This window comes from Kribbella sp. CA-293567 (assembly GCF_027627575.1).
Classification (GTDB): domain Bacteria; phylum Actinomycetota; class Actinomycetes; order Propionibacteriales; family Kribbellaceae; genus Kribbella.
In genome coordinates, this window is the sequence record NZ_CP114065.1 from 3,142,601 (window position 1) to 3,160,616 (window position 18,016).

Here is an 18,016-nt window from a genome sequence, read left to right on the forward strand (position 1 = left end):
TCCGCCGCCCGGTGGCACTAGGGTGGAGTGGTGACTGATGCTGGTGGGCGACGTGTGCTGGTGCTGAACGGGCCGAATCTCGGCCGCCTCGGATCCCGGGAGCCGGACGTGTACGGAGCGACCACGTTCGCGGACCTGGTCGCCGACTGCGAGCAGACCGGTGCCGAGCTGGGGCTCGAGGTCGAGGTCCGGCAGACCGACGACGAGGCCGAACTGGTCGGCTGGCTGCACGAGGCCGCCGACGCGAAGACCCCGGTCGTCCTCAACCCGGCCGCCTTCACCCACTACTCGTACGCGCTTCGCGACGCCTGCGCGCAGCGCACCGCCCCGCTGATCGAGATCCACATCAGCAACCCGGCCGCCCGCGAGGAGTTTCGGCACACCAGCGTCGTCGCGGCCGTCGCCACCGGCACGATCGCCGGCTTCGGCCTCGACTCCTACCGGCTGGCTCTGCGCGCGATCACCACCCTGCCCTGACCGTCAGGAGCCGACGGTGAAGCGGACGCCGCGGTGGAGTGGTTTTTCTGCTTCGTCGATGAGCGCCACCGCGAAGTCCTCCATCGACAGGTACGACGTCCCGCCGGGTGCCACCAGCAATTCGTCGCGCCCGACGCGGTAGTTCCCGGTTCGCGTTCCCGGCTCGAGCACCGCCGGCGGACTCAGGTAGGTCCAGTCGACCCCGCTGCTCCCGCGCACCACCTCCAACTGCTCGTTGCAGGCCAGCGCAATCGGTAGCAGTTCCACCGGGAACCCGGCTTGCTCGACAACGGTCGTGCCCGGATTGCCCGGCAAGGTCAAACTCGCCGCGCCGCCCACCATCAGCAGCCGGACACCGCTCCCTGCCAACCCGGCCGTCAACCCCTTGGCGGCAATCGCCAACTCACCCTCCTGCCCCACAACGGGTCGGGTCGCAGCGATCACCACATCCTGTCCCCGGCTCAGCCGTGCAACCTCAGCCGGATCAGACGCGTCACCTCGCTGAACCCGCATCCCGCCGCCGCTCGACACGTCGGTCTCATCCGCACCGGACGCGAGCGCCCGCTGACCTCCGCCATTTTTCGTCACCTCGGTTTCGGTCATCCCGGCGACCAGCGCCCTCAGTCGCTGCTCATTCCGCCCGACCGCCGTCACTTTGTGGCCTCTGGCAACAGCTTCGGCTACCACGCGACTGCCGACGGCGCCGGTGGCTCCGAAGATGGTGATGCGCATGAACTCAAACCCTTTCGGTGACAGGAACAGGTGGAATGCTGGGTGTTCTCGTGCTGGGCTTCTTCTTCAACTGAGCAGTGACCAACGCAGCCAGGACAATCAACCCACCCACCAACTGCAGTGCGGTGAGCTGCTGGTTGAGCACCAGCCAGCCGAGTGCGGTAGCCACCACCGGGCTGAGAAGACCGAGGAAGGTGACATCGGTGGGCGAAAGCGCACGCAGGCCACGGAACCAGAGCGCGTACGCGACAGCTGATCCGAAGATCGTCAGGTAGCTGTAGCCCGCGAGATTGGCGAGAGTGAGCGACGACGGCAGCGACCCTTCGACGATCCACGCAACAGGCAGGAGCAGCAGCCCACCCGTGACCAGTTGCCAGCCGGTTGTGGCGAGCAGGGGAGCGGGGGAGGCCCACCGCTTGCTGAGTACTACGCCGGTGGCCATCACCACAGCACCGCCCAGCGCGGCGACGACACCCCAGGCGTCCAGCCGCGCGTCAGCACGTAGTACGAGGAGACTCACGCCGGCTACTCCTGCCGAGGCGGTCAGCACGGTTCGGGTGGTCAGCCGCTCGCCGAGCAAGCCAGTCGACAGCAGGGCAACCAGGAGAGGTTGCAGCGCCCCGACAGTCGCCGCGACTCCGCCCGGCAGCCGGTAGGCGCCGATGAAGAGCAAGGCGTTGAACGCCCCGATGTTGAGGGCTCCGAGGACGAAGGCGCGCCACCACCAGACACCTTGTGGCAAGCGCCGGGTGAGCGCGACCAGGAGCAGTCCCGCAGGCAGTGCGCGGATGAAGGCGGCGAGAAGCGGACGCTGCGGCGGCAGCAGTTCCGTTGTGACCAGGTAAGTGGTTCCCCACAGTGCCGGCGCGATCGCCGTGGTGAGGATCAAGGCAGCTCGATTGCTTAGCACTAAGCTAAAGTATCTCAATACTAAGCTACTTTCAAGACTTTATCTCACCGCTAAGCGATCCAGTAGGCTGGCCACATGGCGGATCATGTCGACCTGGTGCTCGGGCAGTGGCGCGAGCGGCGCCCCGACCTGGACGCCTCCCCGATGGCCGTCCTCGGCCGGCTCAAGCGGCTCGGCGTGGTGGTCGACAACGAACTGCGCCGCAACTTCGCCCGCCACGAGCTCGACCGCGCCTCGTTCGACGTACTGGCGACGCTGCGGCGCAGCAACGCCGAGCACAGCCTGACTCCGGCCGGCCTGATGCGCTCCTCGATGGTCACCTCCGGCGCGATCACCCAACGGCTCGACAAGCTGGAAGCGCGTGGCCTGGTCGAGCGCAGTCCCAGCGAAACGGACGGTCGCGGTGTCCTGGTCTCCCTGACGCCCGCCGGCCTGGAGCTGATCGACAAGGTCCTGCCGACCCATATCGACACCGAGAACCAGTTGCTGGCCGCCCTGTCCAGCGCCGAGCGCGACGCTCTGGCCGGAACTCTGCGCAAACTGCTCGAGTCCCTCGGCGACAAGACGGACTGATGGATGCCGACAGCAACGATCCGTCGTACGCCGGGACGTTGCGCGCCGCGCTGACCGAGTCGCTGGTCGCCGAGGGCGCCATCCGGGACGCCCGGATCGCCGATGCCTTCCGGGCCGTTCCGCGGCATCTCTTCGTTCCGCAGGTCCCGGTCGAGCTCGCCTACACCGACGACGTCGTGCTGATGAAGCGGGACGGTTCCGGGATCGCGATCAGCTCGGTCTCGCAGCCGACCGTGGTCGCGCTGATGCTCGGACAGGCCGACGTCCAGCCCGGCCACCGAGTGCTCGAGATCGGCTCCGGCGGCTACAACGCGGCGCTGCTGAGCGAGCTCACCGGGCCGGACGGCGCGGTCACCACGATCGACATCGACCAGGAGGTGACCGCTCGCGCCTGGCGAGGTCTGGAGGCAGCCGGCTATCCGGCGGTTCGGGTTCGGCAGGCCGATGGCGAGTTCGGCTGCCCGGAGCATGCTCCCTACGACCGGATCGTCGTCACGGTCACCGCCTGGGACATCGCCCCTGCGTGGGTGCAGCAGCTCGCGCCGGGTGGCCGCATCGTCGTACCGCTGAGGATGCGGTCGCAGACGCGGTCGACCGCCTTCGATCTGGTCGGAGCCGCTGAATCGGGAACCAGCCTGGAGAGCCGGTCGATGACGGTCTGCGGCTTCGTCTCCATGCAGGGAGAGGGCGCGGGGGACGAGCGCTTCGTGTCGTTGCACGGCGGCCGGGTGAAGCTGAGCTTCGACGAGGATCAAGCCGGTCAGCCGCTGCCACCCGAGCGGGTGCTGGACCGGCGGCCGGTGACGCAGTGGTCCGGCGTACTGATGAATCGCGAGGAGCCGTTGTCCGACCTCGACCTCTGGCTCGCCTCGACGCTGCCGGGATTCTGCGTTCTGGTCGCCGAGCAGCGTGCGGTGGAGAAGGGGCTCGTCTCGCCGGTCCCGCGCTGGGGAGCCTCTGCGGCCGCGTCCGCCAGTTCGCTGGGGTATCTCACCGCCCGCCCCACCGCGGATCCGGATCATGTCGAACTCGGTGTCATCGCACACGGTCCGGACGCGCGAGCCATGGCGCGGTCGTTCGCAGGCGAGGTGCGCTACTGGAAGGAGAATCAGCGTGACGGCGCCGGACCGACAGTACGAATCTACCCGGCCACTTTTTCGCCGGCAGCGCTACCGGCAGGCTTCCGGCTTCGGAAGCGGCATCACCAGGTGGTCGTCAGCTGGCCGGAGTAGCGGGGCGGCCGGCGTTGCGGACTGTCTGCCACAGCTCGTCGATGTCGGTGCGGTCATCGGTGTCGGCCTTCTCGACCCAGCCGCTGGCCCAGACGTTCTCGTCGCGATCGAGATCGAAGACCGACTCGGCGAAGGCGGCGGAACCGACGTACCGGTTCTCCTCTGCGGGCGAGTCCGACCGCGAGCTGTCCAGGTCAGGGGTCGCGCCTGCCCTGCTAGGCGGGGCGACCAGTTCGCGGGCGTACTTCTGCGCCTCGATGATGCCGAGGTCCTGCTCGTCGCAGAGCAGCCGGATCGCCGGCACCTCGTTGCCGGTGCTCATCAGCTCGCGGATGCGGCGCTCCAGCGGGCTGTTCGGGGCCGGGAAGTTGTGCTCCGGCTGACGGCCGTGCTGGGTACGGTTGGCCTGCGGTGCGTACTGCGGTGCGTGCTGGGGTGTCTGCTGGTACTGCTGAGCAGGCGGCGCCTGGTAGTGCTGGGCTGGCGGGCCTTGCTGGTACTGCGGCGGCCAGTTGGTCGGCTGCTGTGCGGGGTACTGCTGGGCCGGCTGGTACTGACCGGGAGGCGCGTATCCGCCTTGTGCAGCAGGGCCGCCGTACTGTCCCTGGTTGACCTGACCTTGGCCGTACTGTCCCTGCGCTTGCGGGTGCTGGCCGTAAGTGGGGGACTGCCCCTGCTGACCGGCCTGGAGCAGCGTGTGCAACATCCCGGCGAGCTGAGCGCTGCTCTGGGCGCGACCGCTTCGGTGGACCTGGGTGGGCGGAGCGCCGGGGAAGGTCTGTCCGGGCAACGGCTGACCCGACAGGGGCTGGGTGAATTGCCCCTGGACCTGCGGCGGCTGCAGACCGGCCTGCTGGGCCTGGATCTGCTCCAGCAACCTCCGCACCCGAGGGCTCGCGGTCGACGGGTCCGCCTTCGCGGATTTCGCGGCCTTGCGGCCCAACCCGAAGATGAGCAGGAAGACGACAAAGATGATCACAGTCGTCATCGGGGGCCTCCGGGGTGCGGTCGGGGAACTGCCTGGAGGCCAGCGTAGAGCCCCCGGAGACCACGAGTCGGGAGAACTGCCTGCTGACCGCTACAATCTGGCGTACCGCTGATCACTTCTGACTGCTGACTTCTCTCAGTCACTTCGTAAGGGGAACTCCCGCGTGGCATCGACGAACGACCTCAAGAACGGCATGGTGCTCAACCTGGATGGGCAGCTGTGGTCTGTCGTCTGGTTCCAGCACCACAAGCCCGGCAAGGGCGGTGCCGTGATGCGGACCAAGCTGAAGCACGTGCTGAGCGGCAAGGTCGTCGACAAGACCTTCAACGCCGACGTCAAGGTCGACGTGGCCAACGTCGACAAGCGCGACATGACGTACCTGTACAACGACGGTGGCTCCTACGTCTTCATGGACAGCACCACCTACGAGCAGGTGCACATCACCCCCGAGGTCGTCGGCGACGCCTCGAACTTCCTGCTGGAGAACCAGGAAGCCACCGTCGCGGTGCACGAGGAACTGCCGCTCTACATCGAGCTCCCGGCCTCGGTCGAGCTCACCGTGGAGTACACCGAGCCCGGCCTGCAGGGCGACCGCTCGACCGGTGGCACCAAGCCGGCCAAGCTGGAGACCGGCTACACCATCAACGTCCCGCTGTTCCTGACCACCGGCGAGAAGGTCAAGGTGGACACCCGGACCGGGGACTACCTCGGCCGCGTCACCTCCTGACACCCGAGAGCTGGACAACAGAACATGTCTGCCCGTAGCAAGGCCCGCAAGCGCGCCCTCGACGTGCTCTTCGAGTCGGAGCTCCGGGGGTTGCCCGTCGGTGGCACCCTGGCCGACCGGGTGGCCGACAACGACCCGCCGGTGAACGAGTTCACCGTCGCGCTGGTCGAGGGGGTCTCGGAGCACATCGAGGCGATCGACGAACTGCTCGGTGCGCACTCGGTGGGCTGGACGCTGGACCGGATGCCGGCCGTCGACCGCAACATCCTGCGGATCGGCGCCTACGAGTTGCTGTTCGACGAGCAGGTGCCGGACGTGGTGGCGGTCAGCGAGGCCGTCTCGATGGCGCGCGACCTGTCCACCGACGAGTCGCCGGCGTTCGTCAACGGGCTGCTGGCCCGGCTGCTCCAGCTGAAGCCCACGCTGGGCGTCTAGGACTGCTCCAGCCGAAACCCGGACTGGCCCGTCCTGTCACTCTCGTCCAGGCCCTCAGCAGGCCTGTAGTGCTCAACAGGCCCGGTACCGCCACGGTGCGGTGCCGGGCCTTCTCAGCGTCCCCGTTCGTCGGCGCGGGGGGAACGGCCCCGGCCTGGTGGTGCGACTACTCGTACTGAAAAAGCCTTTCCTGCGACCCGGGCAGGTCCCGGGTGGCCCGTCTCCGTGTGGAGAGGCGGGCAGGCGGCCGTGGGCAAGCTGCTACGAGCCCCGACCGTCTTGTCACGCCGTCGCGAGTCGGACGCCGGTCAGGCGCCGGCTGCCTCGGACTCCTCGACGTCACCCTTCGCCTCCGGGTTGAGCACACCCCAGGAGATGAAACGCTCGGTCAGAGTCGTCGGCGACTCGTCGTAGATCACGGCCAGGGTGCGCATGTCGTCCTGACGGATCGACAGCACCTTGCCGTTGTAGTCCCCGCGCTGGGCCTGGATCGTGGCCGCGTACCGCGTGAGCGGACCGGCCTCGCTCGCGTCGAGGTGCTGCAGGGCCTCCAGGTCGAGGATCAACCTGGGCGGAGCAGCAGCCGCTGCCGCCGCGCTGGCGGATCCAGGAAGCAGCTCACGGATCGGCACGCCGTAGAAATCGGCGAGCTCCGCAAGCTTCTGGACGGTGACGGCCCGATCGCCACGCTCGTAAGAGCCGACGACGACCGCCTTCCAGCGACCCTTGGACTTCTCTTCCACGCCGTGCAGCGACAGACCTTGCTGCTGGCGGATGGCGCGCAACTTGCCGCCCAGTGTCTTCGCGTATTCGCTAGGCACGCTGGTTCTTCCCTCCGACTTTTGGTCGATACTCCGGTGGTCCGGCGGTCACTTTCCCCCGGACCCTGGGGCGGTCATTTGATCAAACCCCCCACGATTACACAGAGTAACAATATTCTGGCCGCGAGGCCAGCGTCAAGACGGCGTGTCACTTCCGATACGATGTCAAGCGGTCCGAACGTCCTTTAAAGACCCGTCCAGAGAGGCGGGAAAGGAGGAACGGTAGCGATGAGCCCTGCCTCGGTACCCGAGCCTGCAGTCAAGGCCGTGCCCCGCACAGTGCTGGATGCTTCCGATATTTCCCGGGCACTGACCCGGATCGCGCACGAGATCCTCGAGCGCAACCGTGGTGCCGACCCGGTGGTGCTGCTCGGCATTCCCACCCGCGGGGTGGGGCTGGCGACCCGGATCTCCGAACGGATCGCGGCGGTGGAAGGGCAGAGCGTGCCCACAGGGTCACTCGACGTGACGATGTACCGCGACGACATCGGCCTCAAACCGGCCCGCGCGCTGGAACACACCGACATCCCGCCCGGCGGGATCGACGGCAAGGTCGTGGTGCTGATCGACGACGTGCTGTTCTCCGGCCGCACCATCCGGGCCGCGCTGGACGCGATCGGCGACATCGGCCGGCCGAAGGCGGTCCAGCTGGCCGTCCTGGTCGACCGCGGCCACCGCGAGCTGCCGATCCGCGCGGACTACGTCGGCAAGAACCTGCCCACCTCGCTGGCCGAGCGGGTCACGGTGCACCTGACCGAGTACGACGCGGAGGACGCCGTGGTGATCGCGGACAAGCCGGCGCCCGAGCGCCGTCCGGCCAAGCAGGGCTCGGCCGAGCAGGAGGTGGCGCAGTGAAGCACTTGCTGAGTGCCGGTGATCTGTCCAGGGACGAGGCCAATCTCATCCTCGACACCGCCGAAGAGATGCGCAGCCTGGCGGACCGGCCGATCAAGAAGCTGCCCGCGCTGCGCGGCCGCACGGTGGTCAACCTCTTCTTCGAGGACTCCACCCGGACCAGGATCTCGTTCGAGGCGGCCGCCAAGCGGCTGTCGGCCGACGTGATCAACTTCTCCGCCAAGGGCTCCAGCGTGAGCAAGGGCGAAAGCCTCAAGGACACCGCGCTGACCCTGCAGGCGATGGGCGCCGACGGGGTGGTCTGCCGGCACGGGTCGTCCGGGGCCCCGCACCTGCTGGCCACCTCCGGCTGGCTGAACGGCTCGGTGGTGAACGCCGGCGACGGCACCCACGAGCACCCCACCCAGGCGCTGCTGGACGCGTTCACGATGCGCCGCCACCTCGGCTCGCTCGACGGCCGCCGGATCACCATCGTCGGCGACGTCCTGCACAGCCGGGTGGCCCGTTCGAACGTGCTGCTGCTCTCGACGCTGGGCGCCGAGGTCACGGTGGTCGCCCCGCCGACGCTGCTGCCGGTCGACATGACCAGCTGGCCGTGCGCCACGTCGTACGACCTGGACGGCACGCTGGCCAAGAGCGACGCGGTGATGATGCTGCGGGTCCAGCGGGAGCGGATGGGTGAGGCGTTCTTCCCCAGCGCCCGCGAGTACACCCGGCGCTACGGCCTGGACGTGCACCGGATGGCGCAGTTGCCCGACGAGGCGATCGTGCTGCACCCCGGCCCGATGAACCGCGGGATGGAGATCAGCGCCGAGGTCGCCGACTCGACCCGCTCGGTGATCGTCGAACAGGTCACGAACGGCGTGGCGGTCCGGATGGCCGTGCTTTACCTGCTGCTCTCGGGCAGTACCGATACCAATCCCACTGAGGAGCCCAAGGCGTGAACGCGTACCTGATCACCGGAGCCCGCATCGTCGGCGGTGAGGTGGCGGACCTGCTGATCGACAACGGCGAGATCGTGGCCGTCGGCAACGACGTGGCCCGGCCCGAGGGCGTCGAGATCATCGACGCGACCGGCCAGATCGCGCTCCCCGGCCTGGTCGACCTGCACACCCACCTGCGCGAGCCCGGCCGCGAGGACGCCGAGACGGTGCTGACCGGCACCCGGTCGGCGGCGATGGGCGGTTTCACCGCCGTCTTCGCGATGGCCAACACCGACCCGGTGGCCGACACGGCCGGAGTGGTCGAGCAGGTCTGGCGCCTCGGCCGCGAAGGCGGGTACGCCGACGTCTACCCGATCGGCGCGGTCACGGTCGGCCGGCAGGGCACGCAACTGGCCGAGCTGGGCGCGATGGCCGACTCGGCCGCGCGGGTCCGGGTGTTCTCCGACGACGGCGACTGCGTCTGGGACGCCGCCCTGATGCGCCGCGCCCTCGAGTACGTGAAGGCCTTCGGCGGCACGATCGCGCAGCACGCGCAGGAGCCGAGGCTGACCAAGGGCGCCCAGATGAACGAGGGAGCGCTCTCCGGCGTCCTCGGACTGACCGGCTGGCCGAGTGTCGCCGAGGAGTCGATCATCGCCCGCGACATCCTGCTCAACGCGCACGTCGGTTCGAAGCTGCACATCTGCCACCTGTCCACCAAGGGCTCGGTCGAGATCGTCCGGGCCGCCAAGCGGCGCGGGCTCGAGGTCACCGCCGAGGTCACGCCGCACCACCTGCTGCTGACCGAGGACCTGGCGGCGTCGTACAACCCGGTCTACAAGGTGAACCCGCCGCTGCGCACCCAGGCCGACGTCGAGGCGGTCCGGGAAGGGCTGGCCGACGGCACCATCGACATCGTCGCCACCGACCACGCGCCGCACCCGGTCGAGGACAAGGACTGCGAGTGGAGCGCGGCGGCGTTCGGCATGACCGGGCTGGAGACCGCTCTCTCGGTGGTCCAGCACACGATGATCGACACCAAGCTGCTGACCTGGGCCGACCTCGCCGACCGGATGAGCCACCGGCCGGCCGTGATCGGCCAGATCAGCGAGCACGGGCAGCCGCTGGTGCCGGGCGCACCCGCCAACCTGGTGCTGGTCGACCCGGCGGCCGAGCGCACCGTCGTACCGGCCGAGACCGCGTCGCTGTCGCGGAACACGCCGTTCGCCGGAATGAAGCTGCCGGGCCGGGTGATGGCGACCTTCCTGCGGGGCGAGCCGACCGTCCTGGACGGGAAGCTCACCAAGTGAAGGCTGTCCTGGGGGTCCTCGGCACCCTGCTCGTCATCGGAGTGGGCTGGTTCGGCATGTACCGCGGCTGGCGCAACCGTCAGGCGCGGCAGGCCGGCCTGGCGCCGCTGCCGGCCGTGCCCGCCGCCACGGACGGCAAGGTGAAGGGCGTCGAAGGCGTGTACGTCGCCACCACCACCGCCGGCGACTGGATGGACCGGATCGCCGTGCACGAACTCGGAGTCCGCAGTACCGCGGACCTGGCCGTCAGCGAGGCCGGCCTGGTCTTCCACCGGCAGGGAGCGGCGGACGTCTTCATCCCCGTCGACCAGCTGACCGGCGTCCGGACCGACCGCGGGATCGCGGGCAAGGTCACCGCCGAGGCCTCCGGCCTGGTGGTGGTCACCTGGACCCACGACGGCCGCGAACTCGACACCGGCTTCCGCCCGCGCCGCAAGGCCGACACCGCCCCGCTGACCGAATCCATCTCGACCCTGATCGGAGCCGAGCAATGAGCCAGGCCGCCACACAAGCCGCGCTGCTGGTCCTCGAGGACGGCCGCGCCTTCGCCGGTACGTCGTACGGGGCGACCGGCGAGACCTTCGGCGAGGCGGTGTTCACCACCGGGATGACCGGCTACCAGGAGACGCTGACCGACCCGTCGTACCACCGCCAGATCGTCACCCAGACCGCGCCGCACATCGGCAACACCGGGGTGAACGACGAGGACGACGAGTCGCAGAAGATCTGGGTCGCCGGGTACGTCGTCCGCGACCCCGCCCGGGTCTCGTCGAACTGGCGCGCCACCCGCGGTCTCGACGACCAGCTGAAGGGCCAGGGCATCGTCGGCATCGCCGGGATCGACACCCGGGCGCTGACCCGGCACCTGCGCGAACGCGGCGCGATGCGGGCCGGGATCTCGACCGAGATCCTCGATCCCGAGGTGCTGCTGCGCAAGGTGCTCGAGCAGCCGGCGATGGCCGGCGCCGACCTGGCCGACGAGGTCACCACCGCCGAGGCGTACGTCGTACCGGCCGAGGGGGAGAAGCGGTTCACCGTGGTCGCCCTCGATCTCGGGATCAAGACGATGACGCCGAAGCGGATGGCCGAGCGCGGGATCGAGGTGCACGTGCTGCCGGCCACCGCCTCGCTGGCCGACGTCCTGGCGGTGAACCCGGACGGCATCTTCATGAGCAACGGCCCGGGTGACCCGGAGACCACCGAGCACCCGACCACGCTGCTGAAGGAACTGCTCGGCCGCGAGATCCCGTACTTCGGGATCTGCTTCGGCAACCAGGTCTTCGGCCGGGCGCTGGGGCTGGGCACGTTCAAGCTGAAGTACGGCCACCGCGGCATCAACCAGCCGGTCCTCGACCGCGCCACCGGCAAGGTGGAGATCACCTCGCAGAACCACGGTTTCGCCGTCGACGCGCCGCTGGACGCACTGGTCGAGACGCCGTACGGCATCGCCGAGGTGACCCACGTATCGCTCAACGACAACGTCGTCGAAGGGCTCAAGCTGACCGGCAAGGACGGGAAGACCGTCGCCTTCTCGGTCCAGTACCACCCAGAGGCAGCCGCCGGGCCGCACGACTCGGCCTACCTGTTCGACCGCTTCGTAGAGCTGATGGAGAAAAGCTGATGCCCCGCCGTACAGACATCGACTCGGTGCTGGTGATCGGCTCCGGCCCGATCGTGATCGGTCAGGCCTGCGAGTTCGACTACTCCGGCACCCAGGCCTGCCGGGTGCTCAAGGAGGAGGGGTTCCGGGTCATCCTGGTGAACTCCAACCCGGCCACGATCATGACCGACCCGGAGTTCGCCGACGCGACCTACGTCGAGCCGATCACGCCGGAGTACGTGGAGAAGGTGATCGAGAAGGAGCGCCCGAACGTCCTGCTCGCCACCCTGGGCGGCCAGACCGCGCTGAACACGGCGATCTCGCTGCACGAGAACGGCGTTCTGGAGAAGTACGGCGTCGAGCTGATCGGCGCCTCCGTGGACGCCATCCAGCGAGGTGAGAACCGGGAGTCGTTCAAGCAGATCGTCGAGAAGCTGGGTGCCTCGACCGCGGTCTCGCGGATCTGCCACTCGATCGACGACGTGCTCGGCGCCGCCGCGGAGCTCGGCTACCCGCTGGTCGTCCGGCCGTCGTTCACGATGGGTGGCGTCGGCTCGGGGATGGCCTACGACGAGGCCGACCTGCGCCGGATCGCCGGCGCCGGCCTGTCCGCCAGCCCGACCACCGAGGTGCTGATCGAGGAGTCGATCGTCGGCTGGAAGGAGTACGAGCTGGAGGTGATGCGCGACAAGGCCGACAACGTGGTGATCATCTGCTCGATCGAGAACGTCGACCCGATGGGCGTGCACACCGGCGACTCGGTCACCGTCGCGCCGGCGATGACGCTGACCGACCGCGAGTACCAGACCATGCGGACCCTTGCCATCGGCATCATCCGCGAGGTCGGCGTCGACACCGGCGGCTGCAACATCCAGTTCGCGGTGAACCCGGCCGACGGCCGGCTGATCGTGATCGAGATGAACCCGCGGGTCTCCCGGTCCTCCGCGCTGGCCTCCAAGGCGACCGGCTTCCCGATCGCCAAGATCGCCGCGAAGGTGGCGATCGGCTACACCCTGGACGAGATCCCGAACGACATCACCCAGCAGACCCCGGCCAGCTTCGAGCCGGCCCTGGACTACGTCGTGGTCAAGGTGCCGCGGTTCGCGTTCGAGAAGTTCCCGGCCGCCGACGCGACGCTGACCACGCACATGAAGAGCGTCGGCGAGGCGATGGCGATCGGCCGCAACTACACCGAGGCGCTGCAGAAGGCGCTGCGGTCGCTGGAGAAGCCGGAGGCCCGGTTCTCCTGGCTCGGCGCTCCCGCGACCGAGCTGGAGCCGTTGCTGGAGGCAATCAAGATCCCGCACGACGGCCGGCTGCGGACGATCATGGACGCGATCCGGGGCGGTGCGACGCCGGAGCAGATCTTCGACGCCACCAAGATCGACCCGTGGTTCGTGGACCAGATGTACCTGATCCACGAGACCGCTCTCCAGGTCGCGGCCGCGCCGCGGCTGACGCCCGACGTGATCCGGCTGGCCAAGCGGCACGGGTTCTCCGACCTGCAGCTGGCCGAGATCCGCGACCTGACCGAGGACGTCGTCCGCGGTGTCCGGCAGGCGCTGGGGATCCGGCCGGTCTTCAAGACGGTGGACACCTGCGCGGCCGAGTTCGCCGCCGCGACGCCGTACCACTACTCCTCCTACGACGAGGAGACCGAGGTCGCCCCGCGCGAGACCCCCGCGGTGCTGATCCTCGGCTCGGGCCCGAACCGGATCGGCCAGGGGATCGAGTTCGACTACTCCTGCGTGCACGCGTCGATGGCGCTGCGCGACGCGGGCTACTGCACGATCATGGTCAACTGCAACCCCGAGACGGTCTCCACCGACTACGACACCTCCGACCGGCTGTACTTCGAGCCGCTCACCTGCGAGGACGTGCTGGAGATCGTGTACGCCGAACTGCAGGCCGGCCCGATCGCCGGCGTCATCGTCCAGCTGGGTGGCCAGACGCCGCTCGGCCTGGCCCAGCGGCTGGCCGACGCCGGCGTACCGATCGTCGGTACGTCGCCCGAGGCGATCCACCTGGCCGAGGAGCGCGGTGCCTTCGGCAAGGTGCTCGACGAGGCCGGGCTGCCGGCGCCGAAGCACGGCACCGCGATGTCGTTCGACGAGGCCCAGGAGATCGCCGCCGAGATCGGTTTCCCGGTCCTGGTCCGGCCGTCGTACGTGCTGGGTGGCCGCGGGATGGAGATCGTGTACTCCGTCGCCGAGCTGACCGCCGCGCTCGAGCGGCTCAGCGGTGGCGCGCTGACCGCGAACTGGGAGCACCCGGTGCTGATCGACCGGTTCCTGGACGACGCGGTGGAGATCGACGTCGACGGGCTGTTCGACGGCAACGAGCTGTTCCTGGGGGGCGTGATGGAGCACATCGAGGAGGCCGGCGTGCATTCCGGCGACTCGTCGTGCGCGCTGCCGCCGATCACCCTGGGCAGCGCCGACATCCAGAAGATCCGCGAGTCGACCGAGGCGATCGCCCGCGGGATCGGCGTACGAGGTCTGCTGAACATCCAGTACGCCCTGGCCGGTGACGTGCTCTACGTGCTGGAGGCCAACCCCCGGGCGTCCCGGACCGTGCCGTTCGTGTCGAAGGCGACCGCGACCCCGCTGGCCAAGGCGGCCGCCCGGGTGATGCTCGGGGCGACGATCGCCGATCTGCGGGCCGAGGGCATGCTGCCGGCCACCGGTGACGGCGGCACGCTGCCCGCGTCGACGCCGATCGCGGTGAAGGAAGCGGTGATGCCGTTCAACCGGTTCCGGACCATCGACGGCTCGTCGGTGGACACCGTGCTGGGGCCGGAGATGCGCTCGACCGGCGAGGTGATGGGGATCGACGAGACCTTCGGGACGGCGTTCGCCAAGTCGCAGGCCGGCGCCTCGCAGCCGCTGCCGGGGTCGGGCAAGGTGTTCGTGTCGGTCGCGAACCGGGACAAGCGGCACATGATCTTCCCGGTCAAGCGGCTGGCCGATCTGGGCTTCCAGATCTACGCCACCGAGGGCACCGCCGAGGTCCTGCGGCGCAACGGCGTCCAGGCGATCACGGTCCGCAAGAGCAGCCAGGGCCCGGGCCCGAACGGTGAGCCGACGATCGTCCAGATGGTCCAGGACGGCGAACTCAACCTGATCGTCAACACCCCGATCGGGATCACCAAGGACGGCTCGCCCCGGCTCGACGGCTACGAGATCCGCAGCGCCGCCGTCGCCCGCAACATCCCCTGCATCACCACCGTGCAAGGGCTGGGCGCCGCCGTCCAGGGCATCGAAGCCCAGCAGGCAGGTGACATCGGAGTGCGCTCACTGCAGGACTGGGCGAACCGCATCCGCGGCGGGTTGGACGCGCCTGCCGGCACGGCGCCGACGGCGCCCGCAGGCTCCGCCGGCGACACGAATGCGCCCGCAAGCTCCGGCGGCGACGCGAATGCGCCTGCGGGCTCCGCCCCTGCGCCGGCGGCGCCGGCCGGCGACACGAATGCGCCTGGGGGTTCCGCGTCTGCGCCTTCCCTCGCCTCACCGCCGCCGCAGGCGGCGAGCTGATGTATCAGCGGCTCATTCGGCCCGTCCTCTACCGCCTCGGCAGGGGCGACGCCGAGGTGGCGCACGAGCAGACGCTTCACGGGTTGCGGCGACTGAGCCGCATCCCGGGGGCGGTGCCCGCGCTCTCCCGCTCGTACGGCGCGCTGCCGGCCGCCTTGGAGCGCACGGTCTTCGGAGTGCGCTTCCCGAGCCCGGTCGGGCTGGCCGCGGGGATGGACAAGAACGGTGTGGCGTTGCCGGCCTGGCGCGCCCTCGGATTCGGGTTCGTCGAGGTCGGCACGGTGACCGCGCAGCCGCAACCGGGCAACGAGAAGCCCCGGCTGTTCCGGCTGGTCGAGAGCGAAGCCGTGATCAACCGGATGGGCTTCAACAACGAGGGTTCGGCCGCGCTGGCCACCCGGCTGGCGCAGTACGGCGATCTCGGGTATCCGCTGGGTATCAGCATCGGGAAGTCGAAGGTGACGCCGCTGGAGGAGGCGGTGGGGGACTACGTCACCTCGCTGCGGCGGCTCTACCGCTTCGGCGACTACTTCGCCGTCAACGTCAGCTCACCGAACACCCCGGGGCTGCGCTCACTGCAGGACTCGGGTCACCTCCGGGAACTGCTGACCGCGCTGCACACCGAGGCGTCGGCGCTGACCACGGGCGGGCTCAAGCCGAAGCCGATCCTGGTGAAGATCGCACCGGACCTGACCGAGCAGGCGATCGACGAACTGCTCGGCGTCTGCACCGACGTCGGAGTGGCCGGCATCATCGCCACCAACACGACCATCGGCCGCGACGGGCTGGCGGCCGGCGACCAGCGGCTGGCCGGTGAGGCCGGCGGTCTGTCCGGCGCGCCACTGACCGAGATCTCCGCCAAGACCGTTGCCCGGATCAACGCGAGCACCAGCGGCGCGTTGCCGATCATCGGGGTCGGCGGTGTCCTCGACCCCGACGACGCGGCCCGGCTGTTCGACGCCGGCGCCAGCCTCGTCCAGTTGTACTCCGGCCTGATCTACCGGGGCCCCGGCCTCGTCCGCCGCACCAACCGCCTGCTGGCCTCCCGATGAGAGAGCGTGATCTCCCCATGCAGAACAAGCCGTTCGGGTCCCGCCTGCGGGCGACGATGGACCAGCGTGGTCCGCTGTGTGTGGGCATCGACCCGCACTCCCATCTGCTCGACCAGTGGGGGCTGCCCGACACCGCGGAGGGCCTGGCCGCCTTCACGTACGGCGTCGTCGACGCGCTGGCCGAGCACGTCGCGGTCTTCAAGCCGCAGTCGGCCTTCTTCGAGCGGTTCGGCTCGGCCGGGATCGCCGTCCTGGAGCAGGCGACGATCAGGCTTCGCGAAGCTGGTGCCCTGGTGATCATCGATGCCAAGCGCGGCGACATCGGGTCGACGATGGCCGGGTACGCGTCGGCGTACCTGGCGGAGAAGGGACCGCTGGCCTGTGACGCGCTGACGGTCAGCCCGTACCTCGGGTTCGGGTCGCTGCAGCCGGCCATCGACGAGGCACGAGAGGCCGGAGCCGGTCTGTTCGTGCTGGCTCTGACGTCCAACCCGGAGGGGCCGCAGTTCCAGTCCGCCCGGACGGTTGCCGGGCCGACCGTCGCCGGTGCGGTGCTTGACGGATTGCGGGACCTCAACGCCGATGCCGACGATCTCGGCTCGTTCGGGGCCGTGGTCGGCGCGACGATCAAGTCGACGGGGGAGAACCTGGACATCCGCGGTCCGCTGCTCGCGCCGGGTCTCGGGGCCCAGGGTGGCACCGCCGAGGGGCTGGCCGAGGTCTTCGGGGCGGCGGTGCGCGACGTCGTACCGGCGAGCTCTCGTGAGATCCTCGGCGCCGGTCCGGACGATGCCTCGCTGCGGGCCGCCGCCGAGCGCGCCAACGATGCCTTCCGGACGGTCCTGGGGTACTGACCGGGGCTGCGACGCGACAGGTCGCGAGCCGGTTCCAGCTGGGCCGTGGGAGCTTCCTCACGGCGTCGCGCGGGGCCGGATGACCCTGCCGTTCGCCAGGGTTGCCGAGGACGGGAAGAGCGAGTCTTCCCGCGGCAACAGTTAGGACTGGAATGCGCAAGGTTGCGGCCCTCGTGGCGGTAGTGACAATGGGCGTCGGCACTCTGACGGCCTGCTCGGGCGGCGACTACTGCGGCGAGTTGAAGAGCTACGCGGAGACGTCGAAGAACCTGAAGGACCTGAAGGACAAAGAGGCCGTCGAGAAGCTCACCGACGAGGCGAAGAAGCTGTCGAAGTCGGCGCCGGACGACCTGAAGGATGACTGGAAGGTCATGAACGAGTACCTGGCCAAGGCCAAGGACGCCAACGGCGACCAGGCGAAGCTCGCGGAGCTGGGCAAGGAGGCCGGGCCGAAGCTGGTGACCGCCGGTGAGGCGATCACCAAGCAGGCCAAGGACACCTGCCAGATCACCCTCGGCGCCTGAGCTTCGCCGACGGCCACCGCCGGCCGGTCCTTTGGGGCCGGCCGGTACCGTGACCCTCTCCGACCGCTGTTCCCCCCGAAAGCCGAGAACCCAGATGCGCCGTACCGCTGTGCTGACCGCGACGATCCTGCTCGCGGCCGCCGGACTGACCGCCTGTACCGAAGAGCAGGCCTACTGCGTCGACCTGGCCGGCTTCGCCGCCGCCGCGACGAACGTCGATCCGCAGGTACCGGCGGACTACGCCAAGCTGCTCGACGACGCGAAGAAGCTGCAGGAGAGCGCGCCGGCCGAGGTGAAGGACGACTGGAAGGTGGTTGCGGCCTTCGCCGAAAAGGCCCAGCAGGCCGGAACGAACGAGATCGAGCTGGCCCGGCTGAGCCGGCAGCTCGGCGCCGTCACCACGGCGTACAAGGCGATCGCGACCCAGGCGAAGGACGCCTGCAAGGTGGAGATCCCGAACCTGAGCTGAC

The 18,016-nt window shown here is 69.3% G+C and carries 19 protein-coding genes; 15 read left to right on the top strand and 4 right to left on the bottom strand.

Features of this window, described 5'->3' with window-relative positions; translation table 11 throughout:
• Positions 1–30 precede the first annotated feature (30 nt).
• The gene (aroQ, locus tag OX958_RS14840) at positions 31–477 is read left to right on the top strand and encodes a type II 3-dehydroquinate dehydratase (RefSeq protein ID WP_270138148.1); all 447 of its coding nucleotides are present in this window, start codon (positions 31–33) and stop codon (positions 475–477) included.
• 3 nt (positions 478–480) lie between these two features.
• Here aroQ and OX958_RS14845 read toward each other — a convergent pair whose 3' ends face one another.
• Both OX958_RS14845 and OX958_RS14850 read right to left on the bottom strand, forming a co-directional pair.
• Complete coding sequence (locus OX958_RS14845) at positions 481–1,209, bottom strand: NAD(P)-dependent oxidoreductase (protein WP_270138150.1); 729 nt, start codon at positions 1,207–1,209, stop codon at positions 481–483.
• A 4-nt stretch (positions 1,210–1,213) separates the two neighbouring features.
• Positions 1,214–2,098, bottom strand: a complete 885-nt coding sequence (locus tag OX958_RS14850) for an EamA family transporter (RefSeq protein WP_270138152.1) — start codon at positions 2,096–2,098, stop codon at positions 1,214–1,216.
• Positions 2,099–2,194: 96 nt separating this feature from the next.
• Between OX958_RS14850 and OX958_RS14855 the strand changes: the two genes are divergently transcribed.
• Positions 2,195–2,692 (top strand): MarR family winged helix-turn-helix transcriptional regulator, encoded by a 498-nt coding sequence (locus OX958_RS14855; protein ID WP_270138154.1) that lies wholly within the window; start codon positions 2,195–2,197, stop codon positions 2,690–2,692.
• Complete coding sequence (fxlM, locus tag OX958_RS14860; RefSeq protein ID WP_270138156.1) at positions 2,692–3,924, top strand: methyltransferase, FxLD system; 1,233 nt, start codon at positions 2,692–2,694, stop codon at positions 3,922–3,924. Before OX958_RS14855 ends, fxlM begins: the two co-directional genes overlap by 1 nt.
• On the opposite strand, the gene OX958_RS14865 is transcribed toward fxlM, so the two are convergent.
• Positions 3,908–4,912 carry a hypothetical protein gene (locus tag OX958_RS14865; RefSeq protein ID WP_270138158.1) on the bottom strand — a complete coding sequence of 335 codons (1,005 nt, stop codon included), beginning with the start codon at positions 4,910–4,912 and terminating at the stop codon, positions 3,908–3,910. The genes fxlM and OX958_RS14865 overlap by 17 nt on opposite strands.
• Before the next feature lie 193 nt (positions 4,913–5,105).
• Here OX958_RS14865 and efp point away from each other — a divergent pair, with 193 nt between their 5' ends.
• Positions 5,106–5,639, top strand: a complete 534-nt coding sequence (gene efp, locus OX958_RS14870; RefSeq protein WP_270139067.1) for an elongation factor P — start codon at positions 5,106–5,108, stop codon at positions 5,637–5,639.
• Positions 5,640–5,663: 24 nt separating this feature from the next.
• On the top strand, positions 5,664–6,074 hold the full coding sequence (nusB, locus tag OX958_RS14875; RefSeq protein ID WP_270138160.1) for a transcription antitermination factor NusB: 411 nt from the start codon (positions 5,664–5,666) through the stop codon (positions 6,072–6,074).
• A gap of 308 nt (positions 6,075–6,382) precedes the next feature.
• Here nusB and bldD read toward each other — a convergent pair whose 3' ends face one another.
• Positions 6,383–6,895: a transcriptional regulator BldD gene (gene bldD, locus OX958_RS14880; protein WP_026163359.1), complete on the bottom strand. Its 513-nt coding sequence runs from the start codon at positions 6,893–6,895 to the stop codon at positions 6,383–6,385.
• A gap of 228 nt (positions 6,896–7,123) precedes the next feature.
• Between bldD and pyrR the strand changes: the two genes are divergently transcribed.
• From pyrR to OX958_RS14930, 10 genes are all read left to right on the top strand, one after another.
• Positions 7,124–7,750: a bifunctional pyr operon transcriptional regulator/uracil phosphoribosyltransferase PyrR gene (gene pyrR / locus OX958_RS14885; protein ID WP_270138162.1), complete on the top strand. Its 627-nt coding sequence runs from the start codon at positions 7,124–7,126 to the stop codon at positions 7,748–7,750.
• Positions 7,747–8,694 carry an aspartate carbamoyltransferase catalytic subunit gene (locus tag OX958_RS14890; RefSeq protein WP_270138164.1) on the top strand — a complete coding sequence of 316 codons (948 nt, stop codon included), beginning with the start codon at positions 7,747–7,749 and terminating at the stop codon, positions 8,692–8,694. Before pyrR ends, OX958_RS14890 begins: the two co-directional genes overlap by 4 nt.
• Positions 8,691–9,983, top strand: coding sequence for a dihydroorotase (locus OX958_RS14895; protein ID WP_270138166.1), 1,293 nt, complete (start codon positions 8,691–8,693; stop codon positions 9,981–9,983). Before OX958_RS14890 ends, OX958_RS14895 begins: the two co-directional genes overlap by 4 nt.
• Positions 9,980–10,477: a PH-like domain-containing protein gene (locus tag OX958_RS14900; protein ID WP_270138168.1), complete on the top strand. Its 498-nt coding sequence runs from the start codon at positions 9,980–9,982 to the stop codon at positions 10,475–10,477. Before OX958_RS14895 ends, OX958_RS14900 begins: the two co-directional genes overlap by 4 nt.
• Positions 10,474–11,604, top strand: coding sequence for a glutamine-hydrolyzing carbamoyl-phosphate synthase small subunit (gene carA, locus OX958_RS14905; protein ID WP_270138170.1), 1,131 nt, complete (start codon positions 10,474–10,476; stop codon positions 11,602–11,604). Before OX958_RS14900 ends, carA begins: the two co-directional genes overlap by 4 nt.
• Complete coding sequence (gene carB / locus OX958_RS14910; RefSeq protein WP_270138172.1) at positions 11,604–15,116, top strand: carbamoyl-phosphate synthase large subunit; 3,513 nt, start codon at positions 11,604–11,606, stop codon at positions 15,114–15,116. Before carA ends, carB begins: the two co-directional genes overlap by 1 nt.
• Positions 15,116–16,168, top strand: coding sequence for a quinone-dependent dihydroorotate dehydrogenase (locus OX958_RS14915; protein ID WP_270138174.1), 1,053 nt, complete (start codon positions 15,116–15,118; stop codon positions 16,166–16,168). The genes carB and OX958_RS14915 overlap by 1 nt, the downstream gene beginning before the upstream one ends.
• 17 nt (positions 16,169–16,185) lie before the next feature.
• The gene (pyrF, locus tag OX958_RS14920; RefSeq protein WP_270138176.1) at positions 16,186–17,022 is read left to right on the top strand and encodes an orotidine-5'-phosphate decarboxylase; all 837 of its coding nucleotides are present in this window, start codon (positions 16,186–16,188) and stop codon (positions 17,020–17,022) included.
• 173 nt (positions 17,023–17,195) lie between these two features.
• Positions 17,196–17,546 carry a hypothetical protein gene (locus OX958_RS14925; protein ID WP_270138178.1) on the top strand — a complete coding sequence of 117 codons (351 nt, stop codon included), beginning with the start codon at positions 17,196–17,198 and terminating at the stop codon, positions 17,544–17,546.
• 94 nt (positions 17,547–17,640) lie between these two features.
• Positions 17,641–18,015 carry a hypothetical protein gene (locus OX958_RS14930; protein ID WP_270138180.1) on the top strand — a complete coding sequence of 125 codons (375 nt, stop codon included), beginning with the start codon at positions 17,641–17,643 and terminating at the stop codon, positions 18,013–18,015.
• Position 18,016: the final 1 nt, after the last annotated feature.

Bases quoted from the DNA above. Each gene is read 5' to 3' on its own strand.
- pyrR (WP_270138162.1), top strand. From the start codon at position 7,124: ATGAGCCCTGCCTCGGTACCCGAGCCTGCAGTCAAGGCCGTGCCCCGC.
- fxlM (WP_270138156.1), top strand. From the start codon at position 2,692: ATGGATGCCGACAGCAACGATCCGTCGTACGCCGGGACGTTGCGCGCC.
- efp (WP_270139067.1), top strand. From the start codon at position 5,106: ATGGTGCTCAACCTGGATGGGCAGCTGTGGTCTGTCGTCTGGTTCCAG.
- nusB (WP_270138160.1), top strand. From the start codon at position 5,664: ATGTCTGCCCGTAGCAAGGCCCGCAAGCGCGCCCTCGACGTGCTCTTC.
- OX958_RS14855 (WP_270138154.1), top strand. From the start codon at position 2,195: ATGGCGGATCATGTCGACCTGGTGCTCGGGCAGTGGCGCGAGCGGCGC.
- OX958_RS14915 (WP_270138174.1), top strand. From the start codon at position 15,116: ATGTATCAGCGGCTCATTCGGCCCGTCCTCTACCGCCTCGGCAGGGGC.
- carB (WP_270138172.1), top strand. From the start codon at position 11,604: ATGCCCCGCCGTACAGACATCGACTCGGTGCTGGTGATCGGCTCCGGC.
- OX958_RS14845 (WP_270138150.1), bottom strand. From the start codon at position 1,209: ATGCGCATCACCATCTTCGGAGCCACCGGCGCCGTCGGCAGTCGCGTG.
- pyrF (WP_270138176.1), top strand. From the start codon at position 16,186: ATGCAGAACAAGCCGTTCGGGTCCCGCCTGCGGGCGACGATGGACCAG.
- OX958_RS14930 (WP_270138180.1), top strand. From the start codon at position 17,641: ATGCGCCGTACCGCTGTGCTGACCGCGACGATCCTGCTCGCGGCCGCC.
- carA (WP_270138170.1), top strand. From the start codon at position 10,474: ATGAGCCAGGCCGCCACACAAGCCGCGCTGCTGGTCCTCGAGGACGGC.
- OX958_RS14865 (WP_270138158.1), bottom strand. From the start codon at position 4,912: ATGACGACTGTGATCATCTTTGTCGTCTTCCTGCTCATCTTCGGGTTG.